The following is a 17,523-nucleotide window of genomic DNA, read 5'->3' on the forward strand; positions in this document are numbered from 1 at the left end:
CGGCATGCAGCACCCCAAGGACAGCGGCAAGTACCCGCATGGCAAGACCGGCCTGGGCCGCATCTTCCACACCCTGATCCATTCGCGAGACGGATTCATCGCTACCTTTCGTGGCGAGGCTGCTTTTCGCCAGCTGCTGCTCCTGCACGCGCTGTTGATCACTGCAGCGTTCGTGCTGGACATCAGTACAACCGAGCGCGCGTTGGTGCTGGCGGTCTGCTTCATCAGCCTGCTGGTGGAACTGCTCAACTCGGCAATCGAGGCCGTGGTTGATCGCATCTCGCTGGAGCAGCACCCGCTGTCGAAGAACGCCAAGGACATGGGCAGCGCCGCACAGACCACCGCGTTGTTGATGGTCGGCGCGGTGTGGGGCGTGATCCTGCTGGGCTAGGCCGGCAATCCTGACAACTTCCTGATAAGGCCGTTTCGATACTGCGCGCACTCCTGTTCCGCGGACCCTGCTCGTGCGTCAATGCCTCCGTTTTCCACGGCCCCATCCGATCATCCTGGTCTGGGCCGCAGCGTTTTTCTTCACCACGATTGGAAACATCGCCCTCTGGAAGTCGCTGTGGGAACTGACCGATCTCAACGGTGTGCGCAGCATCCTGTTCCTGGCCAGCCTGCCGCTGGTGTTGTTCTGCCTGTTCAATCTGCTGCTGACGCCATTGCTGGCACTACCCTTCGTGCGCAAGCCGCTGCTGGCCGTACTCATCGTCACCAGCGCCGCCTGCAGCTATTTCATGCTGCACTACAACGTGCTGATCGATCGCAGCATGGTGCAGAACGTGTTCGAGACCAATCAGGCCGAACTGAACGCCTATCTCTCGCTGCCGCTGCTGTTGACCCTGCTGGCGCTGGGCGCGATGCCCGCTGCAGCGCTTGCCCTGGTGCGCACCGCCAGCGGAGCGGGTTCGATACGGTCGCTGCTGGTGTGGCCGGCCAACGTTCTGGCGTCACTGGTGATGCTGCTGGTGATCGGCTTTGCGTTCTACAAGGACTACTCCTCGCTGCTGCGCAATAACCGCTACATCCGCGACCAGGTACTGCCGTTGAACGTGATGCGCCATACCCACGGTTACCTGAAAAGCCTCCATAGCACCCGCCAGCAACCGCTGCGCCCGATCGGCATGGACGCGCGGCGCATACCCGGCCCGCGCCCGAAGCTGGTGGTCATGGTCGTCGGCGAGACCGCGCGGTCACAGAACTTCCAGCTCAACGGCTACCCACGCGCAACCAATCCCCGGCTCTCACGCACGGAAGGCGTCATCAGCTTCAGTGATGTCTCCTCGTGCGGAACCGCAACGGCGATCTCGGTGCCGTGCATGTTCTCGCAGATGACCCGCCAGCAATACGACAACGTTCGCGCGGCGACCGAGGAGAACGTGCTCGACATCCTGCAGCGTACCGGCGTCAGCGTGCTCTGGCGCAACAACAACAATGGCGGCTGCAAGGGCGTGTGCGAGCGCGTGCCGACCGAGGACATGCCTGCGCTGAAGGTGGCGGGCCAGTGCGTCAACACCGACGGCACCTGCTACGACGACGTGCTGCTGCACCAGCTTGGCACACGCATCGACGCGATCAACGGCGACGGCCTGGTCGTGCTGCATCAGCTGGGCAGCCACGGCCCGACCTACTTCGAGCGCTATCCGGCTGCCTCGCGGGCCTTCAGCCCGACCTGCGACAGCAACCAGATCCAGCATTGCAGCAACGAGGCGCTGGTCAACACCTATGACAACACCCTGGTGCATACCGACCGGGTGCTGGCGGAGACCATCGACCTGCTGCAAGGCTATTCGGACCGGCGCGACGTTGCGCTGATCTATGTGTCCGACCACGGCGAGTCGCTCGGCGAACGCGGCATGTACCTGCATGGCACGCCCTACTTCATCGCCCCGCGCGAACAGACCCAGGTGCCGATGGTGATGTGGTTCTCATCGGACTTCGGCCGCAACGCGGGCCTCGACATGGCCTGCCTGCGTGGGAATGCGCTGCAACGGGCGCACAGCCACGACAACATCTTCCACTCGCTGCTGGGCCTGTTCGGGGTCAGCAGCACGGTGTACCAGCGTAATCTGGATGTGTTTGCCGGATGCCGCCCGTCGGGTTCGCCGGCTGTGGCCGCCGCGCCGGCGAAGAAGCGGCACCGGCTGATGCCGGTCACCGCCCGCAACGTGGCGCGCTACTGCGCCGCCAGGGCGAAATCCAGGCCCGCACACACCGCCGCCACCTGGGCGTCGTTGCATTCCTGCGGGTTGGTGCGCGGGCTGTCCGGGTAGACCTCGGTGGTGGTGGCAAAGCGTGCGTCGGTGAAGCCGGCGCAGGCGCCGATCGAACGCGACTCGCCCCAGACCACGCCCGGCGACTGCAGCGGCAGGCCGACCAGGTTGCCGTCGGCATCGGCCGGGGCGATGTGGGTGATGGGCGCCACTGCGGCAATCAGGGCCTTCTGGAACTCGGCCTGCGGATCTTCGCTGTTGCCGATCACATAGAAGCCATCGGGAATCGTGTCGCGCTCGAACGGCTTGCCGTCGCGCGCGCAGCGCGCCGGATCGAACTCGTTCAGGTCGCTGTCGGTGGTCTCGTGCAGGTCCAGGTGCACCAGCAGGTTCGCCTTGCGCTCGCCCACCCAGGCCATCAGTGCGGCGGCTTCCTTGATCTGGCCGCCGTCACGGAAGCTGCGGTTCGGATCGATCGCATCCGGGTTCCAGCGCTGGATGCGCTCGTAGCCCCACGGGCTGACGCACGGCGCGACGATCAGGTTCAGCCGGCCCAGGTAACGCTCGGCCTGCTGTTCCAGGAACTGCAGGGCGCCGTGCACGCCGCTGGTTTCGTAGCCATGCACGCCGCCGGTGATCAGCGCGGTCGGCAGCGCCGGGTTCCAGTCGTGGTTGACCGCGGCGAACAGCGGGTAATGGTCCGGTGCATAGTCCAGCTGGCCGTACTGGATCACGTCGAAAACGCTGTCGTCCAGGCGCTCAAGGGCGGCCACCACGTCATCGTGGTAGCTGCGCTGGCGCTGCTGGCGGGCCCGCCACTGTGCGCGTTCCGCGTCGCCCCAGGGCTGTCCGGGGGTGCCGATCGGGTAGAACTGCGCAACAGTCATGGGGGTACTCCAGGGGTCGAACGGGTGGATGCAGCCGGACATTCTAAGCCTTGTCGCGCCTGCGGGTACCGCCACCCAGGCCCCGCCTTCATCCAGCCGGGGTCATCTGGTTGTAAAATCAACGGTTTTTGGCCCCTCACCCCTTGATGGCGAACGCAGCGCAGCCGGTCCTGGGTGGACCGGAGTTCCTCCGCCTGCTCGCCCGTCTCAGCGACGGCGCGATGCCGGCCAGCAGTCCCGCCCTGACCGATCGCCTCGGCCAGTGGGTGGACTGGAGCCGTGCCGTGGCCCTGTCCGGCGCGTTGGGCGGACGCCTGCCCGAGCCCGGCGAAGCTGCCGAGCGGGCCGAGGATGTACTGGCCGACTGCGCCCAGGCCCATGCCAACCTGCTGGCCTCGATCCGCGAGGACGCCGAGGCCGAGCGCCTGCTGGACCTGGCCGAGGCCGCTGCCGCACCCAACTTCGCTTCGCTGCGCCAGCGCTACCGGGTGCTGCAGCAGGCCATCCAGACCGCCACCGGGCGCCTGCGCGGCCGCCTGCGCGACCAGCTGGTACAGGTCTCGCCGGAGCTGGCGCGACTGGCCGAGGTTGATGCGGTGATGGAACAGACACTCACCCCGCGCGAGCACAGCCTGCTGGCCACCGCGCCGGCGGTGCTCGGCGCCCGTTTTGAACGCGTGCATGGCCAGCCCGGCTGGCGCGCGGCCTTCCGCCATGACATGCGCACGCTGCTGCTCGCCGAGCTGCAGCTGCGCTTCCACCCGATCGAAGGGCTGCAAGACGCCCTGCGCTCCCACTGACCGGAACACCATGTCCAGAACTGCTCTCCATGTCGTTGTTTTCCTTGTCGGCCTGCTGGCCGTGTGCTGGATCGGCATTGGCTACGTTTCGGTGCATCCGCTGGGTGCAGCGGTGGCGGCGATCATTGCGGCCTGCTACATCGCCGGCGGCGTGGAGCTGTACCGCTACCGCCAGGCCAGCAACGGCCTGCGCGCCGCACTGAATGACCTGTCCAGCGCGAAGGAAAGCCTCGCCCCATGGCTGGAGCGCGTGCCGGTAGGCCTGCGCAACGCCGTGCGCCTGCGCGTGGAAGGCGAGCGCACCGCCCTGCCCGCACCGGTGCTGACCCCGTACCTGGTCGGCCTGCTGGTGCTGCTGGGCATGCTCGGTACCCTGCTGGGCATGATGGACACGCTGCGTGGCACCGGCCTGGCCCTGCAGAGCGCGACCGACATGGCCGCGATCCGCGGCTCGCTGGCCTCGCCCGTGCAGGGCCTGGCGGTGGCATTCGGCACCTCGATCGCCGGTGTGGCCAGCTCGGCCATGCTCGGCCTGCTGGCGGCGCTGCTGCGTCGTGACCGTCTGCTGGCCGTGCAGCAGCTGGACCGCGCCATTGCCGGCGACCTGCATCCGTACTCGCAGGCCTGGCAGCGTGCCGAATCGCTGCGCCTGCTGCAGGCGCAGTCCGCAGCGCTGCCGGCGCTGGTCGACCGCCTGCAGGCGATGACCAGCACCTTTGAACAGCACAGTGCCGCCGCCAATGAGCGCCTGCTGGCTGGCCAGGCCGAGTTCCTGACCCAGAGCCAAGCGCTGCAGGAACGCCTGGCCCTGTCGCTGCAGCAGTCGCTGCGCGAAGGTGCTGAAGCCAGCGCCGCGGCCATCGGTGGCGCGCTGCAGCCGATGGCCGAGACCACCCTGGCTGGCCTGGCCCATCACGGCGAAGCACTGCATGCCCGCGTCGAGCAGGCCGTGCAGCAGCAGCTGGCCGGCCTGAGCGACGGTTTCGAACGCAGCCGGGTCGCCACCGAAGCCAGCTGGGCCAAGGTGGTGAGTGAACAGACCCAGGCGCAGCAGGCGCTGGTGAGTGATCTGCGCCAGCACCTGCAGGCCTTCAGCGATGGCCAGGGCACGCATGCCGAAGCGTTGATCGCGCGCATCGGCGAGCGCCTGCAGGCCGATGCACAGAGCAATGCAGACGCCTTGCGTGCCGCCGCCGAGCAGCAGCAGGCCCTCAACAGCGCGCTGGTCGAGCGCCAGCAGCAGGCGTTGATCGCCGCCAGCGAACATCTGGATGCGCGTGCGCAGGCGCTGCTGCAGGCACTGGAACAGCAGCACAGCGCCAACCAGTCACTGCTGCAGGATCATGAAGCGCAGCGCTCGCAGCAGTGGCAGGCCGCGCAGGCCGCCGCCGCGACTGCGCACGCCGAACTGCAGGCCAGCCTGGACAGCCGCGAGCAGCAGCGCCAAGCGCGCTGGGACGCGGTCAGCGCCGAGTTGCAGCAGGCCCACGCCGCCCTGCAGGCGCAACTGCAGGCTGGCGACGAACAGCGCCTGCAGCGCTGGAGTGATGCCCTGCAGCACGTTTCAACCGAGCTGGCCGAGCGCCTGCAGGCCAATGGCGAACGCCTGGCTGCGCAGCAGCAACAGGTCTGCGACACGCTGGCGGCGACCGCGCAGCAGATCGGCGAGAACGGTCGCGCGCAGGCCAGCGCCACGCTGGCCGAAGTGTCCACCCTGCTGCAGACCGCGGCAGCGGCACCGAAAGCTGCTGCCGACGTCATCAACGAGCTGCGCAGCACGCTCTCTGAAAGCCTGGTGCGTGACAACGCGATGCTGGAAGAGCGCGGTCGCCTGCTGGCCACCGTGCAGACCCTGCTGGATGCAATCAACCACGCATCGCACGAACAGCGCACCGCGGTGGACGCACTGGTTGGCGGTTCGGCCGAGCTGCTGGAGCGTGTTGGCAACCGCTTTACCGACCATATCGCGGCCGAGACCGGCAAGCTGGATGGCATTGCGGCAGCACTCACCGGCAGCGCGGGTGACGTCGGCCAGCTGGCCGGCGCCTTCGGTGAAGCGGTCGCGCAGTTCGGCAGTGCCGCCACCGCGCTTTCCGGCCGCCTGGAACAGATCGGTGGCGCACTGGATGCCTCGCTGGCCCGTAGCGATGAGCAGCTGGCTTATTACGTGGCGCAGGCGCGCGAGGTGGTCGACCTCAGCCTGCTGTCGCAGAAGCAGGTGATGGAAGAACTGCAGCAGCTGGCCACGCGCCGCGGCAAGGCCGGTAGCGCATGAGCGACGAGCTGGAGGTCGATGGCGGCTCGCACGCACCGATCTGGGCCGCCTTCGGCGACCTGATGTCGGTGCTGCTGGGTGCGTTCGTGCTGATCCTGGTGGGTGTGGTCGCGGTGCAGCTGGAGCTGTCGCAGCGGCTGGACCAGGAAATGAAGCAGCGCCAGGCCGAAGCCAAGCGCCTGCAGACCCTGGAACAGGCGCTGGCCGGCCCACTGGCCGCCGGTCGCGTGACCCTGGTCGATGGCCGCATCGGCATCAGCGGCAGCGTGCTGTTCGCACTGAACTCGGACCAGCTGCAGCCGGAGGGCCAGGAGCTGCTGCGCAGCCTGGCCGCACCGCTGGCCGCCTATCTGGGCAGCCGCGAAGAGATCCTGATGGTCAGCGGCTTTACCGATGATGCGCCGGTGCGCGAAGGCAACCGCCGCTTCGCCGACAACTGGGAGCTGTCCGCGCAGCGTTCGCTGACCGTGACCCGCACCCTGATCGCCGATGGCGTACCGGCTGACGCCGTGTTCGCCGCCGCGTTCGGCAGCGAGCAGCCGGTCAGTTCCAACGCCAATGAGGAAGGCCGCGCGCGCAATCGCCGTGTGGAAATCGCGCCGATCCCCAAGCCCAAGGCGGCGGATGGCAAGTAAGCCGCCCGCGCTGGAAGGCCTGCGCGCATTGGTGCGTGACCTTGATGCGGGGTCGCGCTCGCTGCCGCATTACCCACAGGTGCCGATGCTGCAGCAGGTGCAGCGCGAATGGTCGGAGCTGCGCAGCGAACTGCAGGTGCGCCGCTCGCTGCGCGCCGAGGCCCCGGCTGACGGCGGCCCGCTGAACTCAGCGGTGCTGGTGCAGCGCATGCTCGACATGATGCAGGCCGCCAGCCCCGGCTACCTGCGCCACTTCATCGACTATGTGGACACATTGTCCTGGCTACAGGCGCTGCAGGATGGCGCCGCCAGCGGCGGTGATACCGCAAAGCCGAAACGGACACGCAAGCCGCGCTGACCGTTGAATGGTAGTGCCGGCCGCTGGCCGGCAGCTACGCATCTCCTCGCGGGTTCCTGCGGTTGCCGGCCAGCGGCCGGCACTACCCTTACGGATGCCCTGTGCACCGGAACGGGATCTGCGCTGTGGTAGTGTCGGCCGCTGGCCGGCATCACCCCCAGGCCGACCACGCATACGGATACTCGCCAATCTGCCCAGCAAGACCGGCGCGCACCGGATTGCCCAGGATGTACAGGGCCTGCCGCGCCAGCGACTCTTCGGTCCTTACTGCATGATCGAAGTAGCCGGGCTGCCACACCGTACCTCGACGGCCCGCCAGGCGATTCAGGGCAAGTGCGCTCGACGATTTCATCCGGCGCGCGACGTCTGGAAGGTGAACTGCACGCAGCTCGAACATCCAGTGGACGTGATCCGGCATGACAACCCATGCGTGTGACCATACGAGCCCGCGCTGTTCGACGTAATGGAACTGGTCGATTACACATGCTGCTGCAGCTTCGCTTTCAAAGAGCCGGCGGCGCTGGTGGGTCGTGGTTGTCAGGACATAGGCCTGGCCGATGATCGAGTGACGGCCCAGGCGGAGGCGATGGCTGCTCATGCGCCATGGTGGGTCGATCATTGGGCGTTGGCTGTCAGGCCAAGCCTCGATGGGGGTTGGGAGATGTCTGAGGTTGAATGAGGTTGCCGGCCAGCGGCCGGCACTACCAGACCTCAGCCGCGCAGGGTGGCGCCACCGTCCACGTACAGGTCGCTCATCGCTACGTGCCCGGCCTGCTCGGAGAGCAGGAACATCGCCGCGTTTGCGATGTCTTCCGGGGTGGCCAGCTTGCGCAGCGGAATGCCGGCCTTGTAGGTCTCCAGGTTGCCGGCGATCACCCGTTCGGCGCCGTGCTCGTCCTGCCACATGCCGGTCTGCATCGGGGTCAGCGTCGAGCCCGGGGCGACGATGTTGCAGCGGATGCCCAACGGCGCCAGCTCCAGCCCGAGGCAGCGGGTGAACATCGTGGCGGCGGCCTTGGATGCCGCATAGGCGGCCATGCCATGCCTCGGCACACCGGCCGCATTCGAGCTGACGGTAACCATCGCGCCCTGCCCGCGCGGCGACATCACCCGCGCCAGGGCACGCCCGACATGGAACACCCCGTCGGTGTTCACCGCGAACACCCGGCGCCAGTCGTCATCGCCGGTCTCGGTCACGCCGCCCACATGCAGCACACCGGCTACGCTGGCGGCCAGCATGATCGGCCCGATGCTGGACTCGACCTGATCCACCAGGCCGTCCACGGCGGCACTGTCGGTCACGTCGAGCGCAAAGGTGTGCACACGCACATCTGCCGTAACAGGCGCCTCGCGATCGGTCGCCACTACGGTGCAACCGGCCTTGGCCAGCAACCGCACCAGTGTCTCGCCGATGCCACCGGCAGCGCCGGTCACCAACGCCACGCGGCCTTTGAAACCGGTCAACTGCATGTTGCGATCTCCTGTTGTTCGTCCCATTGGCGCAAGCGTGCCGACAACCACGGCGCCAGCTGCGCCACTGCATCGCGTCCGGTCAGCTCTGCGTGCAGGAATGGCAGTTCCAACGACTGCACCCTGCGCGCGTGTGCCCGCCACAACGCCGACCGCAACTGTGGCCGCGCCTGGTGATCTCGACCGGCACGCACATGCACCAGCGTGCCATCGAACGGCCGGTGGATATGTTCACGGATCAGTCGATTGGTGCCGGTCACGGCGCGCACCACGCCATCCAGCACGACATCCGGCAGGCTACCCAGCGCACTGCCGCCACGACGCAGGAACGCGAGAATGCGTTCCCGGCTGTCCAGTTCCGGATGCGCATCCGGGTCATGACCGGCAATCGCCAGCAGTGCCCGCAATGCGGCGATGGCATCGGGCTCCGGCTCGGCCCGCCAGCACTCGCTGGGATAGGCGTCCAGCAGTACAAGTTCGCCGACCACGCGCCCGATCTCATGCAGTCGCACCGCCATCGCCTGGGCGAGGATGCCACCCACCGACCAGCCCAGCAGATGCACCGCCCCCGTCGGCTGCAATGCGACCACACGCTGTACGTAGTCGTTGGCCATCGCCTCGATACTGCTCGGCAGCGGCTGCCGCGCGTCCAGTGCCGGCGACTGCAGGCCATATACCGGGCGTGCCGGCTGCAGTGCCCGGGCCAGGGCGCGGTAGTTCCAGGCGATGCCGCCGGCCGGGTGCAGCACGAACAGCGGCGTAGGCCCGGCCGGTTCGGTCGCGGCCAGCGCAATCACCGGCCCCAGTGCGTGATCGGCCAGCGCGGGCGGCTCGGCAATGCGAACCGCCAGCGCAGCCACGGTGGGCTGGGCAAACAAGGCCCCCAGACCGAGATCGCAGCGCCAGCGCTGTTCGATCGCCAGCAGCAGGTGCACCGCCGACAGTGAGTCACCGCCGAGACTGAAGAAATCCGCATCCACCGCCACCGGCGCATCTCGCCCGAGTGCCTGGGCAAACAGCGACGCCAGCTCCTGTTCCAACGGCGTGCGCGGCGCCAGCCCGGCGATCTCCTGCCGCGGTGGTACGGGCAGCGCGTTGCGATCCAACTTGCCGTTGGCGGTCACCGGCCAGTGATCCACGCCAACGAAGGCGGACGGCACCATGTAATCCGGCACGCGTGTGGCCAGATGACTACGCAGCATGCTGGCGTCGGCCAGTGCCGACGGCACATAGGCTACCAGCCGGGCATCGCCGGGTGCGTCGTGGCGCAGGAGCACTTCCACCCGCTCCATGCCCGGCAGTTCGCGCAAAGCCGCCTCGATCTCGCCCAACTCGATGCGCAGGCCGCGCAGTTTCACCTGATGGTCGCTGCGGCCCAGGTACTCCACCGCGCCATCGCTGCGCCAGCGCGCTATGTCGCCGGTGCGGTAGATGCGCTCGCCCGCCAGGAAAGGATCGGCAAGGAAGCGTTCGGCAGTCAGGTCCTCGCGACCGAGATAGCCACGCGCCAGCTGCACACCTCCCAGATAAAGGTCACCGGCCACACCGACCGGCACCGGCTGCATCCGCGCGTCCAGCACGTAAAGGCGGGTATTCCAGACCGGGAAGCCGATCGGCACCGGCCGCGATCGATCCTGCGCCGACGCCGGCCAGTAGCTGACGTCCACCGCGGCTTCGGTCGGGCCGTACAGGTTGTGCAGCTCGGCGTGCATGCGCGCGTGGAAGCGGTCGCGCAACGCGGCGTCCAGCGCCTCGCCACTGGTGAATACCCGTCGCAGCTGCAGGCCTTCGGACGCCGGTGCAGCGAGGAAGGCATCGAGCATCGACGGCACGAAATGCGCCGTGGTGATGCCATGCCCGCGGATCAGCCGCGCCAGTTCGGTGGGGTCGCGATGCGCATCGGGCCCGGCAACCACCAGCGTGGCTCCGCACAGCAACGGCAGGAAGAACTCCCAGACCGAGACATCGAAGGTGGCCGGGGTTTTCTGCAGCACGCGGTCATCGGCGCGGATGCCGTAGTGCTCGCGCATCCACAGCAGGCGGTTGACGATGGCACGGTGTTCGACGACCACGCCCTTCGGTTCCCCGGTCGAACCGGAGGTATAGATCACATAGGCCGCATCGCTGGGCGCCGGATCGGCCCACGGCGCGGCGAAGCTCAGCGCGGTCCACTGCTCCGGCGCGAGCACCGGTACGCCGGCCATGCGCGCCGAAACCTCCGCCGCAGCCAGAACGCACACCGGCTGCGCCGAGGCGAAGATCCGCGCCAGCCGCTCGTCGGGATGGGCAAGGTCCAGCGGCAGGTAGGCCGCGCCTGCGCGCAGCACGGCCACCAGCGCGATCACCAGCGCCAGCGAGCGCGGCAATGCCACCGCCACCACGCTGCCCGGGCCGACACCCATCGCCCGCAGCTGTGCCGCCAGCGCGAAACTGCGCGCTTCCAGCGTTGCGTAATCCATGGCAGCATCGCCGAACACCAGCGCAGGCGCGTGCGGGTCCCGATCCATGCCCTGCTGCAGCAATTCAACCAGGGTGGTCTCAGGAAGCGCGTGCGCGGTGGCGTTGAAACCCTGCAGCACCTCTTGCGCCTCCATGGGCGTGGCCAAGGGTACGGCTTCGATATCGTCAGCCTGCAGCGCCGCCGACACGAAATTCAGCAGCCGCGCCGCGTGCGCCTCGACATCCTCGCGACTGTACACCGCGGGATTGGCCTCGATCTCCAGATCCAGCAGGTGCTGGCCATCGCCACGGAAACCCAGCGCCAGGTCATCCACCGGCCCGGTGCACAGCACCTCCAGCGCCGCCTGCACGCCGGGCAGGGCCGGCGGCCTGTAGAACGGCTGCACATTCACCAGCGGGCCGTGCAGGCGCTGCTGCGTGCCGACCAGGCCCAGGTCCCGGCGCAGCTGCTCGCCCCGGTAGCGGCCGTGCCTGCGGCCCTGGCTGAGCTGGCGACCCAGGCCCCGGGCAAAGGCCTCGACGCTGCCCTCGCCGGCCGCCACGCGCAGCGGCAACACATTCATGACCATCGCCGGCACCCGCGCCGACGCGTTGCCCAACCGCCCCATGTAGGGCACGCCCAGCACCACTTCATCGGCGCCACTCATCCGCCGCAGGTACTCGGCCGCCAGCGCGGCCAGCACATCCGGCCAAGGCTGCAGCCAACGCACCGAAGCCTGCAGCAACAGCTCACGGAATGCCGCATCGAGCGGCTGCACCCAGCGCAGCGCGTCGTCACTGGCCGCGAGCGTGCCGGCCAGGCCTGCGCCTGCCGGTGCGCCCTGCATGTGCTCACGCCACCACTGCCCGGCCTGCACGCGGCGCGGATCGGCACGGTAGGCGGCATCATCGGCCAGCACAGCGGACAGTCCTGGCAGTGGCTCACCCTTGCGGCCGGCGTACAACGCGCACACGCGATCGGTGAACAGCGCCATGCCGTAGCCATCGGCAGCCAGATGATGCACCCGCAGGTACCAGACCCAGCGCTGCCCACCCAGTTCAAGCAGCACCTGCTGGCTGATCCGGTCGCGGGTGGGATCGACCGGGCTCAGCCGGTCGGCGTGCATCAGGCTGCGTGCCGCAGCGGCGGGATCCGCCTCGGCGGACACATCGCGTACGGAAAGCAGCGGTACGTGTACCGGGTCATGCCACTGTAGTGGCTGGCCATCGGCACCTTCGGCAAAGCGCAATGCGAAAGCCTCGGCCTCGCGCGCAGCCCGGTCTGCCGCTGCGACGAACGCGGCCACGTCCAGCGGGCCGTCGATCCATACCGCGTGCGCGGTATTGAATGACGGATTGTCCGGTGCCAGCCGCTGTGCAAACCACAGCCCAGCCTGGGCCTCGGTCAACGCCACCGGCGTGGCCAGCGCTGCGGCGTTCATGCGTTCTGCGCGGCCTGCAGTTGCTGCACCACACCCCACCACTGGCGCAGCGTGGTGTGCTCGGCCAACTGCGAGAACTCCAGCGGAAGGCCATTGTTGCCCCAGGCCAGGACCAGGCCGAGCATGCGCATCGAGTCCAGGTCCAGGTCGATCAGGTTGTCGTCGTCACCGATCTCGGCCGGCGTGCACTCCAGGACACGCGCCACGTCGGCACGCATCCGCTCCAGATCCAGCGCCTCACCCATGGCAGCCATCACAGCACCTCCAGCAGCTGATCGGTGGTCATCGGCACACCACAGGTGCGCGCGATCCAGTGCAGCGCCTGATCGTGATCGGCACGCGAGAAGTCGGCCACCGCATCAGCGGCGATGAAGGCCTCGATATCACGCTGGAAGGCATCGACCACGGTCGCGGTACAGCCGATATGGGCGTACACGCCGGTCACCAGCAGCTGATCACGCCCACGTACCCGCATCAGCGTCTCCAGGTTGCTGCGCTGGAAGGCGCTATAGCGATGCTTGACCAGCACATGCTCGCCCGGCTGCGGCGCCAGCGCCTCGATGATCGGCTCATGATCGGCGCTGCGACGCATGCCCGGTCCCCACAGGTCGGCCTGAAGGCCGCGGTCGCGACGGTCCTGGTCACCGTGCTGGGCGGTGTAGAACACCGGAATGCCCTGCGCGCGGCAGTGCGCCAGCAGGCGCACGATGTTGTCCACCGCCGGCCGCAAGGGCGTGCTGCCGGCGTCGAATGCCGCCAGGAAGTAGCGTTGCATGTCGTGCACCAGCAGCGCGACACGATCGCGCTGCGGCCGCCACGGGCCACGCGCCTGCGGTAGTTCGGCGGCGGTCGGCAAGGGGTAATCAGTGATACGGGGCAGCGCCATCAGCGCGTTCCTCCTGTCTGTTGCAGATGACGCGCACGCAGTTGCGCGCGCAATTCGCGGCGGCTGATCTTGCCGACCGCCGTGGTATTGAAACTGTCGACGAACACGATCTGGTCGGGCACCTTGAACGCCGCCAGGCCGCGCCCGCGCATCCAGGCCTTCAGTGCCGGCGCCTTGAACGGTTCGCCCTGCGGGATCACAAAGGCGCAGCTGCGCTCGCCCAGGTACTCGTCGGGAATCGAGACCACGGCCGCATCGAACACGCCCGGATGTGCCAGCAGGTGGTCCTCTATCTCTTCAGCAGAGATCTTCTCGCCCGCCCGGTTGATGTGGTCACCCGCACGCCCCTGCACCACCAGGTAGCCTCCGGGCAGCTGCTGCACACGGTCACCGGTACGGTAGAAGCCGTCATCGGTGAACGAGCGCGCATTGGCCACCGCATCGTTGTGGTAGCCACGGATGGTGTACGGGCCACGGGTGAGCAGATGCCCCACCTCGCCTTCGGCCACCGGCTGGTCATGGTCATCGACCACGCGCACTTCGTCGTCCGGACTGATCGGCCGACCCTGGCAAGCCACGATCAGGTCCTCCGGATCATCCAGCCGCGTGTAGTTGACCAGGCCTTCGGCCATGCCAAACACCTGCTGCAGCGTGCAGCCAAGGCCGTCGATCACTCGCCGTGCGGCTTCCGGCACCAGTTTGGCACCGCCCACCTGCAGCAGCTGCAGGCTCGACACGTCATACTTGCTGGTGGCGGCGGCCTGCGCCCACAGCAGCGCCAGCGGCGGCACCAGGCCGCAGCAGGTCACCCGCTCCCGTGCGATCAGCGGGAATGCGGCGTCCGGCCCGGGGCCGGGGCTGAGCACCACGCGGGCACCGGCATACAACGCGCCGAAGAAGCCGGGCGAGCTCATCGGGAAATTGTGCGCGGCCGGCAGCGCGACCAGGTAGACGCTGTCGCGGTCGATGCCGCAGATTTCATTGCTGGCACGGAACGAATAGATGTAGTCGTCATGCGTGCGTGGAATCAGCTTGGACAGCCCGGTGCTCCCACCGGAAATCTGCAGGAACGCCACAGACTGCGGGTCCGGATCGGCCGGCAACCGGCTGCGATCGCCCTGCAGTGCCTCCACCCCAATGAACTCCGCCGCATCGCCGTCGATCACTACATGGCGAACCGCCGGCACGTCGGCCTGCAGCGCCCGCGCCAGTCCGCGATGGTCGAAGCCATCATGCAGCCCGGTGGTGATGTAGGCACTGGCTTCGGCCTTGCTGGCGAAGTGCACCAGCTCGGTGATGCGGTGTGCCGGCAACGCGTACACCGGCACCAGTCCGGCGCGGAACAGGCCACAGACCGTTGTGACGAAGCCTGCCGTGTTGCCCAGCTGCACCAGCACCCGCTCCCCTGGCTGCAGGCCGAGCGTCAGCAGGCCGGCACCGATCCGCCCGGCCTCGTGCCACAGCTGCGCATAGCTCAGGCGCACGTCGCCGGCGACCACCGCAATGTCATCGGCATAGCGTTCTGCACGTTCGCGCAGGAACCCCGGGAAGGTCTCGCCACGCCAATGCCCAGCCTCGCGATAGCGCGCCATCAGGTCATCCGGCCACACCTGCTGCAGTGGCAGGCGGGAAGCGTCAGTGGAGGTAGTCATGCGGCAGGCTCGATCGCAGGCGCGGATTCATGGACACCCAGCGCATTCAGCAGGGCGGCGAACTTCGCAGCGGTCTCGGCCACCTCGGCCTCGGGCTGCGAGTCGGCAACGATGCCGGCGCCGGCGAACAGGCGCAGCTGCATTCCCTGCAGGCGTGCGCAGCGGATTGCCACATACCAGTCGCCGTCACCCTGCGCGTCCAACCAGCCCACGGCGCCGGCATAGAAGCCGCGCGGCACCGGTTCCAGCTCGCGGATGCGCTGCAGCGCCGCCAACCGCGGCGTACCGCAGACCGCCGGCGTAGGGTGCAGTTGCGCCAGCAGCTCGGCGGCCGACGTGTGCGGATCCTTCAGCGTGGCATGGATGCGTGTGCCCAGATGCCACATGCTGGCGGTGGCATGCAGCGCCGGGCGCGGCTGTGCATCGATGTGGCTGCAATACGGCGCCAGACCCTCGACGATCGCCTCGACCACATGACGGTGCTCGTCATGGTCCTTGGTCGAGGCCAGCAGGTTCTGCGCGGCGCGCTCGTCCTCGGCAGCATCGGCGCAGCGCCGCGCAGACCCCGCCAGCGGGTGCGACAACAGCTCAGCACCACGCTTGCGCAGCAGCAATTCCGGGGTCGCGCCCACCAGCCACGCTGGCGCCTGACCCACTTCCACCGGCAGCGGAACCGCATAGGTCGCCACCGAAGGATCCGCGCCCAGCCGTGCCAGCAGCACGTCCGGAGACAGCACCCGGTGGGTGCGTGCCACCAGGCTGCGCGCCAGCACCACCTTCTGAAGGTCCAGTTCGGGCGCGCGCAGTGCCTGCACCGCCGCAGCCACCGACGCCGCGTACGCCTGCGCCGAAGGCTCGGCCTGCAGGGCACCCTCCAGCGCTGGCGCGGCCTGTGGCTGTAGTGCCAGCGCTGGCAGCAGGCGCTCGGGCTGGTACAACGCGTCGTCGGCACGGGGTTCGAATGGGACTGCGCCAACCAGCAGGCCCGGGCCGCCGCGCTGCTGGGCAAAGAACACCGAAACGCGTTCCGCCAACGTCGCCAGCGCACCGGCCGGCAGCGTGGCGCGGCAACCGCGTGCGTGCACGTGCTGGCCAGCGTGCTGCAGCAGGAACAGCGTCGCGTCGTCGCTGCTCTCCTGCGGCGCTGGCGCAGCCTCCGGCCACGCGCCCTGCATCAGGGAATCGTTCATGGGGTCTCCTTCATCCGATGCACTGCGGCCAGCGCGCACAGCAACAGCAGCAACGCGCCGACCAGGAGGTATGGCAGGCTGGGCCCGCCGCGATACACCAGCGTGCCGAGCATCGGCCCGGCCACCATGCCCAGTCCCTGCGCGGCAGCGACAGTACCGGCGGCGGCGCCCTGCTCGTGCGCCTCCACCGCGTCGGCGGCCAATGCCTGGAACGAAGGGAATACGAAGCCCATGCCGAATGCAGCCAGTGCGTAGGCCGCAGGCAGTTGCCAGGCCTGCTGCACGCCCGCCACCGAAGCAAAGCCGATGCCTGAGATCACGGCGCCGAGGGCGATCCAGCGGCGCGGATGAACCTCCAGCTTCATCACCAGCGCCTGCGCCAGGATCAGGCCAACGCCGACCGCCGTCAGCGCGATGCCGGCCATGCGCGCACCGGCCGCCGCATCCAGGCCCAGGCGATCAATCGCGAAGAAGCCAACCGTGACCTGCGCGATGGTCACGGAAACCATGGCGATGAACGCCGCCAGCTGCGGCAGGCGCAGGCGCGGGTCGAGGCGGCTCATCGGCGCACGGCGCTGGGCGGAAACGCCCATTACAGGCGGTGTGGCCGGCAGTCGCCAGGCCAGCAGCGCCAACGCCAGCAGTGGCAACAGTGCGGCCACGTACAGCGCCAGCGACAGGTTCGTATAGGCCAGCCAACCCGCGGCAGCCGGGCCCAGCACCATGCCCAATGCGTTGGCGCTGCCCAGGCGGGCGAGGAACTTCGCACGCTGCCCGGTCGGTGCCTTGTCGGCGATCAGCGCAGCTGCGGTAGGAGGCACCGCTGCGTAGAACAGGCCGATCAGGCCGCGCGCAGCGACCAGCACCAGCACTGACACCAGCACCGGCGGCACCGCCTGCAGGGCCACGTCGATGAACACCGCCAGCGCGATGTAGACCACGGTGTAGGCACTCATCGCCAGCATCAGCACGCGCTTGCGGCCGATGCGGTCGCTGAGCTGGCCCCAGGGGCGCGCGGCCAGCATCCACAACACGCCTGCGGCGGTGACTGACAGCCCGGCATGCCACTCGGACAAACCGAGCATGCGGACCACCGGGCCGATCACGGCGACGAAGGACATCATCGCCATGGTGCCAATCAGGGCAGCCAACACCAGCGCCGGCAAGCCGGGAACGACGGGACGTGCGTGCATGAAACACCAGCCGTAACAGGAAAGGATTGGCCGGGCGCGCCTGCGCGCCCCACCCGGCACCGACCCTGCTCAGGGCCAGA

The 17,523-nt window shown here is 68.4% G+C and carries 15 protein-coding genes; 6 read left to right on the forward strand and 9 right to left on the reverse strand.

Translation table 11 applies throughout. The features are described 5' to 3' along the window. The first annotated feature begins 4 nt into the window (after nt 1–4). Together ACM0PB_RS18220 and ACM0PB_RS18225 are read left to right on the forward strand one after the other, a co-directional pair. Nucleotides 5–391: a diacylglycerol kinase gene (locus ACM0PB_RS18220; RefSeq protein ID WP_262219944.1), complete on the forward strand. Its 387-nt coding sequence runs from the start codon at nt 5–7 to the stop codon at nt 389–391. Nucleotides 392–464: 73 nt separating this feature from the next. Next, complete coding sequence (locus ACM0PB_RS18225; protein WP_065185704.1) at nt 465–2,276, forward strand: phosphoethanolamine transferase; 1,812 nt, start codon at nt 465–467, stop codon at nt 2,274–2,276. On the opposite strand, the gene ACM0PB_RS18230 is transcribed toward ACM0PB_RS18225, so the two are convergent. Continuing rightward, the gene (locus ACM0PB_RS18230; RefSeq protein ID WP_065185705.1) at nt 2,180–3,103 is read right to left on the reverse strand and encodes a M14 family metallopeptidase; all 924 of its coding nucleotides are present in this window, start codon (nt 3,101–3,103) and stop codon (nt 2,180–2,182) included. The two genes, ACM0PB_RS18225 and ACM0PB_RS18230, sit on opposite strands and share 97 nt — an antisense overlap. Before the next feature lie 146 nt (nt 3,104–3,249). On the opposite strand from ACM0PB_RS18230, the gene ACM0PB_RS18235 reads away from it, so the two are divergent. The 4 genes from ACM0PB_RS18235 to ACM0PB_RS18250 are packed head-to-tail and all read left to right on the forward strand — an operon-like array spanning nt 3,250 to nt 7,171. Next, nucleotides 3,250–3,903 (forward strand): DUF3348 family protein, encoded by a 654-nt coding sequence (locus tag ACM0PB_RS18235; RefSeq protein WP_065185706.1) that lies wholly within the window; start codon nt 3,250–3,252, stop codon nt 3,901–3,903. A 10-nt stretch (nt 3,904–3,913) separates the two neighbouring features. Continuing rightward, the gene (locus ACM0PB_RS18240) at nt 3,914–6,178 is read left to right on the forward strand and encodes a DUF802 domain-containing protein (RefSeq protein ID WP_065185707.1); all 2,265 of its coding nucleotides are present in this window, start codon (nt 3,914–3,916) and stop codon (nt 6,176–6,178) included. Beyond that, nucleotides 6,175–6,813 carry an OmpA family protein gene (locus ACM0PB_RS18245; RefSeq protein ID WP_065179209.1) on the forward strand — a complete coding sequence of 213 codons (639 nt, stop codon included), beginning with the start codon at nt 6,175–6,177 and terminating at the stop codon, nt 6,811–6,813. Before ACM0PB_RS18240 ends, ACM0PB_RS18245 begins: the two co-directional genes overlap by 4 nt. Beyond that, nucleotides 6,803–7,171 (forward strand): DUF2894 domain-containing protein, encoded by a 369-nt coding sequence (locus ACM0PB_RS18250; RefSeq protein WP_065179208.1) that lies wholly within the window; start codon nt 6,803–6,805, stop codon nt 7,169–7,171. The genes ACM0PB_RS18245 and ACM0PB_RS18250 overlap by 11 nt, the downstream gene beginning before the upstream one ends. A 151-nt stretch (nt 7,172–7,322) precedes the next feature. Here ACM0PB_RS18250 and ACM0PB_RS18255 read toward each other — a convergent pair whose 3' ends face one another. From ACM0PB_RS18255 to ACM0PB_RS18290, 8 genes are all read right to left on the reverse strand, one after another. Then, nucleotides 7,323–7,769, reverse strand: a complete 447-nt coding sequence (locus ACM0PB_RS18255; RefSeq protein ID WP_065179207.1) for an REP-associated tyrosine transposase — start codon at nt 7,767–7,769, stop codon at nt 7,323–7,325. Nucleotides 7,770–7,882: 113 nt separating this feature from the next. Continuing rightward, the gene (locus tag ACM0PB_RS18260) at nt 7,883–8,641 is read right to left on the reverse strand and encodes a 2,3-dihydro-2,3-dihydroxybenzoate dehydrogenase (protein ID WP_329843825.1); all 759 of its coding nucleotides are present in this window, start codon (nt 8,639–8,641) and stop codon (nt 7,883–7,885) included. Then, complete coding sequence (locus tag ACM0PB_RS18265; RefSeq protein WP_414604090.1) at nt 8,632–12,522, reverse strand: non-ribosomal peptide synthetase; 3,891 nt, start codon at nt 12,520–12,522, stop codon at nt 8,632–8,634. Before ACM0PB_RS18265 ends, ACM0PB_RS18260 begins: the two co-directional genes overlap by 10 nt. Continuing rightward, complete coding sequence (locus tag ACM0PB_RS18270; protein ID WP_065179204.1) at nt 12,519–12,776, reverse strand: phosphopantetheine-binding protein; 258 nt, start codon at nt 12,774–12,776, stop codon at nt 12,519–12,521. The genes ACM0PB_RS18265 and ACM0PB_RS18270 overlap by 4 nt, the downstream gene beginning before the upstream one ends. Next, nucleotides 12,776–13,408 (reverse strand): isochorismatase family protein, encoded by a 633-nt coding sequence (locus ACM0PB_RS18275; RefSeq protein ID WP_139727224.1) that lies wholly within the window; start codon nt 13,406–13,408, stop codon nt 12,776–12,778. Before ACM0PB_RS18275 ends, ACM0PB_RS18270 begins: the two co-directional genes overlap by 1 nt. Further along, complete coding sequence (locus tag ACM0PB_RS18280; protein WP_414604559.1) at nt 13,408–15,060, reverse strand: (2,3-dihydroxybenzoyl)adenylate synthase; 1,653 nt, start codon at nt 15,058–15,060, stop codon at nt 13,408–13,410. Before ACM0PB_RS18280 ends, ACM0PB_RS18275 begins: the two co-directional genes overlap by 1 nt. Then, nucleotides 15,057–16,250, reverse strand: a complete 1,194-nt coding sequence (locus ACM0PB_RS18285; protein WP_139727227.1) for an isochorismate synthase — start codon at nt 16,248–16,250, stop codon at nt 15,057–15,059. The genes ACM0PB_RS18280 and ACM0PB_RS18285 overlap by 4 nt, the downstream gene beginning before the upstream one ends. Continuing rightward, complete coding sequence (locus tag ACM0PB_RS18290) at nt 16,247–17,443, reverse strand: MFS transporter (protein WP_065196141.1); 1,197 nt, start codon at nt 17,441–17,443, stop codon at nt 16,247–16,249. Before ACM0PB_RS18290 ends, ACM0PB_RS18285 begins: the two co-directional genes overlap by 4 nt. Nucleotides 17,444–17,523 lie beyond the last annotated feature (80 nt).

The organism is Stenotrophomonas sp. AR029 (genome assembly GCF_047520695.2).
GTDB lineage: Bacteria > Pseudomonadota > Gammaproteobacteria > Xanthomonadales > Xanthomonadaceae > Stenotrophomonas > Stenotrophomonas sepilia.

Excerpts from the sequence above, each read along its gene's own strand:
- ACM0PB_RS18220 (WP_262219944.1), top strand. The coding sequence starts at position 5 with ATGCAGCACCCCAAGGACAGCGGCAAGTACCCGCATGGCAAGACCGGC.
- ACM0PB_RS18230 (WP_065185705.1), bottom strand. The coding sequence starts at position 3,103 with ATGACTGTTGCGCAGTTCTACCCGATCGGCACCCCCGGACAGCCCTGG.
- ACM0PB_RS18235 (WP_065185706.1), top strand. The coding sequence starts at position 3,250 with ATGGCGAACGCAGCGCAGCCGGTCCTGGGTGGACCGGAGTTCCTCCGC.
- ACM0PB_RS18240 (WP_065185707.1), top strand. The coding sequence starts at position 3,914 with ATGTCCAGAACTGCTCTCCATGTCGTTGTTTTCCTTGTCGGCCTGCTG.
- ACM0PB_RS18245 (WP_065179209.1), top strand. The coding sequence starts at position 6,175 with ATGAGCGACGAGCTGGAGGTCGATGGCGGCTCGCACGCACCGATCTGG.
- ACM0PB_RS18250 (WP_065179208.1), top strand. The coding sequence starts at position 6,803 with ATGGCAAGTAAGCCGCCCGCGCTGGAAGGCCTGCGCGCATTGGTGCGT.
- ACM0PB_RS18255 (WP_065179207.1), bottom strand. The coding sequence starts at position 7,769 with ATGAGCAGCCATCGCCTCCGCCTGGGCCGTCACTCGATCATCGGCCAG.
- ACM0PB_RS18260 (WP_329843825.1), bottom strand. The coding sequence starts at position 8,641 with ATGCAGTTGACCGGTTTCAAAGGCCGCGTGGCGTTGGTGACCGGCGCT.
- ACM0PB_RS18265 (WP_414604090.1), bottom strand. The coding sequence starts at position 12,522 with ATGAACGCCGCAGCGCTGGCCACGCCGGTGGCGTTGACCGAGGCCCAG.
- ACM0PB_RS18270 (WP_065179204.1), bottom strand. The coding sequence starts at position 12,776 with ATGGCTGCCATGGGTGAGGCGCTGGATCTGGAGCGGATGCGTGCCGAC.
- ACM0PB_RS18275 (WP_139727224.1), bottom strand. The coding sequence starts at position 13,408 with ATGGCGCTGCCCCGTATCACTGATTACCCCTTGCCGACCGCCGCCGAA.
- ACM0PB_RS18280 (WP_414604559.1), bottom strand. The coding sequence starts at position 15,060 with ATGACTACCTCCACTGACGCTTCCCGCCTGCCACTGCAGCAGGTGTGG.
- ACM0PB_RS18285 (WP_139727227.1), bottom strand. The coding sequence starts at position 16,250 with ATGAACGATTCCCTGATGCAGGGCGCGTGGCCGGAGGCTGCGCCAGCG.
- ACM0PB_RS18290 (WP_065196141.1), bottom strand. The coding sequence starts at position 17,443 with ATGCACGCACGTCCCGTCGTTCCCGGCTTGCCGGCGCTGGTGTTGGCT.